The following is a 3,195-nucleotide window of genomic DNA, read 5'->3' as shown; positions in this document are numbered from 1 at the left end:
GCATCAGGTACGCGCGTTTCCCAGCGCGAGCCGGCGGGCGACGCTCCAGTCCTCGTCGAACAGCCAGCGGTACAACGCCGCAACGGACGCCACCCGCAGCTTGGAGCGCGGCGCCACCAGGTAGAACCCCGGTACGTCGCTGGGCGGCATGTCGCTGAGCACCTCGCGCCCCAGCGGGGCCACCAATGCCCCGGAGCGGATGTCCTCGTCGGCATGGATCTCGGACAGCAGGCCGACGCCAATGCCCTGCAGCGTCGCGCGGCGCATGGTGGCGGAGTCGTCGAACCCGATCTTGTGCACCGGCGGCCGTTCGTCCACGCCGAGGTGCCGGAAGATGTCTTCCCAGAGGCGCTTCGCGGCGATGGAGTTCAGCAGTCCCACCCGCGCCAGGTCGGACGGGCTGCTGATGTTTCTCGCAATCGCCGGCGTGCAGCATATGACCTTGGGATCCGAGACCAGGTGGGTCCAGTCGTAGCCCTTCCAGTTGCCGTACCCCCACTGGATCGCGATGTCTGCCTCGTCCTGCTCGAAGTCGGGCAGATGGACGCTGGTCGTCAGGCGGATCTCGGTGCTGGGAGCCGCCTCCCCGAGGACCGACAGGGTCGGCACCAGGTAATGCGTCGCGAAATACGGGCTGACGTTCAGCGCAACGTAGCTGCGGTGGTCCGACTTCGTGACGCGCCGCACGCCCTCCGCAAACTCGTCGAAGCCCGACTTGACGAAGGTCGCCAGCAGCAGCGCCGACTCCGTGGGCTGGAGGGAGCGGCCCTTGCGCTCGAACAGCGTGACCTTGAGCGTTTCCTCCAGCAGCTTGATCTGCTGCCCGACCGCCTGCGGAGTGACCGACAGTTCCTCGCCCGCCCGTTGCAGGCTGAGGCATTGGAAGACGACGTGGAAGGCGCGCAGTGCAGTCAGGGACGGCAGCCGGGCCCTGCGGGGCATCGCCAGGGTGGCCCCGCGCATCACGTGGCCCCGATCTGATCGTGAGTGGTCATTCGAACGTCACCTGCTGCCAACGGCCGCCCTTCCGGGCGACCGTCAGGGCCATTATTGCGGCCGGGTTCCGTGACTCGACTCCGTGTTTCCACCCGTCCCGGCCGCCGACGGCGGCTACCTCATGATCTGCGGCCCGATCAGCACGATCTGGGGGAAGGCGACCGTGAGAACCAGCACGGCCATCAGGAGGAAGAAGTACGGCATGGTCGCGCGGGTCACCGTCAGGATGTCCTTGCCCGTGATGCTCTGCAGCACGAACAGGTTGAAGCCGACCGGCGGCGTGATCTGGGCGGCTTCGATCAGGATCGTCATGTAGATGCCGAACCACAGCAGGTCGATCCCGGCGGCCTGGACCATGGGCAGGACCACGGAGGAGGTCAGGACGATGATCGAGATGCCTTCGAGAAAACAGCCGAGGATCAGCATCAGGATCGCCAGGACGCCGAGCAGCGCATAGCGCGACAAATGGAACGCATCGACCCAGGAAGCGAGGGTGCGGGGAATGTCGACGAAGGCCACGGCGATCGTCAGGCAGGCCGCGCAGGCGATGATGAAGGCGATCATGCACGAGGTGCGCATCGCCGCCATCACGCCTTCGACGAAGGTCTCGCGCGTCAGGGACCCGGTGATCGCGGATAACGCGAGCGCGCCCATCACGCCGATCGTCGCCGCTTCGGTCGGCGTGGCAAGACCGCCGTAGATCGAGCCGATGATCGATGCGATCAGCAATGCAACGGGGACCAACCGGCGCGAGTGGTACAGCTTCTGGCGCAACGGCATCGACGGGCCGGGCGGCGGCATGCGGTCCCGGTGGACGATGCTCCACAACGCCGTGTACCCCGAGAAGAACAACATCAGCAGGATGCCCGGGATGATTCCGGCGATGAACAGCTTGGCCACCGAGACTTCGGCGGTCACGCCGTAGACGATCATGATGATCGACGGCGGGATCAGCAGGCCCAGCGTGCCCGAGCCCGCCAGGGTGCCGATGGTCAGGTTCAGCGGGTACTGCTGGCGCTGCAGCTCCGGCACGCTCATGCGACCGATGGTGGCGCAGGTCACCGCGGAGGATCCCGCTACGGCCGCCATGATGCCGCAGCCCAGCACGTTGACGTGCAGCAGCCCGCCGGGCAGACGGTTCACCCAGGGCGCCAGTCCCTCGAACATGTTGGAGGACAGGTTCGAGCGGAACAGGATCTCGCCCATCCAGATGAAGAGCGGCAGCGCCGTCAAGGCCCAGCCCCAACTCGAGTCCCAGAGCGTGGATGCCACCAGCGAGCCCATCGGCGCCGTGGAGAACAGGCCCATCAGGACCATGCCCACGGTCAGCAACGACAGCGCGATCCAGAAGCCGCCCGCCAGGAGCAGCAGGAGCAGCCCGGCGAGGACGAGCGAGGCGATTGCGGTGTTGTCCATCTTGCAGCGCCTCAGGCGACGGGCGCGTCGATCCGGACCTCGTCGGGCGCCCCGTAACGCGAATCGCGCCCCCCGAGCAGCCAGACCACTTCATCCAGCAGGGCGATGGACAGGGCCGCGACGCCGAGCGCGGCACCGGTCTGCGGAATCCACATCGGCATCGCGAGCAGTCCCGGGCTGACGTCGCGGAAGTTGAACGACTGCAGCGCCAGCAGGCCGACGTTCCAGGCGAGATAGCCGGTCACGGCGGCACCGAGCAGGCAGTTCAGGATGTTCATCCGGTGCCGCAACCGCCCCGGCAGGCGGCTCGTGAGCAGGTCGATCCGCACGTGCGAACCGTGGCGCATCGTATGGGCCAGTCCCAGGAAGGTGGCGGCTGCCAGGCAGAACCCCGACGCTTCGGTGGCATCCAGCGTGAGGCCGCGCATGCGCCAGGCGATCTGCGCCAGGATGCACACGCCGATGCCCACCATGAACGCGGCGGCCAGGTAGCCGCAGACGAGATAGAAGCTGTCCAGAACCGATCTGACCATGTGAGACCTCGCGTCGGCAACGCGCGGCGGCGCCGCGGGCCCGGGGCCCGGGCGCCGCCGGCCCGCGGGCTCGTTGTTACTTGAGACTGCTGCGGTAGGTCTCGTAGACCGCCTTTTCGTCGGGCGTCGCGGTGGCGAGCCATTCGGCGATCATGTCCTTGCCGATCTCGTCCATCTTCGCGAGCACGTCCTTGGGCGCCTGCGCAATCACCATGCCGTTCTCCTTGAGCGTCTGCTCGCGGTCGGCGCT

The 3,195-nt window shown here is 67.3% G+C and carries 3 protein-coding genes; all 3 read right to left on the bottom strand.

The annotated features are described in order from the left end of the window. Positions 1–3: 3 nt before the first annotated feature. A complete protein-coding gene (locus tag VGD93_RS16185; RefSeq protein ID WP_395013198.1) occupies positions 4–963 on the bottom strand; it encodes a LysR substrate-binding domain-containing protein in 960 nt (319 codons plus the stop codon). Positions 964–1,110: 147 nt separating this feature from the next. Continuing rightward, on the bottom strand, positions 1,111–2,412 hold the full coding sequence (locus VGD93_RS16180) for a TRAP transporter large permease (RefSeq protein WP_395013197.1): 1,302 nt from the start codon (positions 2,410–2,412) through the stop codon (positions 1,111–1,113). Between the two features lie 11 nt (positions 2,413–2,423). Then, entirely contained in the window at positions 2,424–2,945 is a 522-nt protein-coding gene (locus VGD93_RS16175; protein ID WP_168109042.1) for a TRAP transporter small permease, read from the bottom strand. Positions 2,946–3,195 lie beyond the last annotated feature (250 nt).

Origin of the sequence: Devosia sp. (genome assembly GCF_036406155.1) — a bacterium.
Classification (GTDB): Bacteria; Pseudomonadota; Alphaproteobacteria; order Rhizobiales; family Devosiaceae; genus Devosia_A.
Note: the sequence above shows the minus strand (reverse complement) of the source record. Positions and strands in the feature narration are given on the sequence as shown.

Excerpts from the sequence above, each read along its gene's own strand:
- VGD93_RS16175 (WP_168109042.1), bottom strand. The coding sequence starts at position 2,945 with ATGGTCAGATCGGTTCTGGACAGCTTCTATCTCGTCTGCGGCTACCTG.
- VGD93_RS16185 (WP_395013198.1), bottom strand. The coding sequence starts at position 963 with ATGCGCGGGGCCACCCTGGCGATGCCCCGCAGGGCCCGGCTGCCGTCC.
- VGD93_RS16180 (WP_395013197.1), bottom strand. The coding sequence starts at position 2,412 with ATGGACAACACCGCAATCGCCTCGCTCGTCCTCGCCGGGCTGCTCCTG.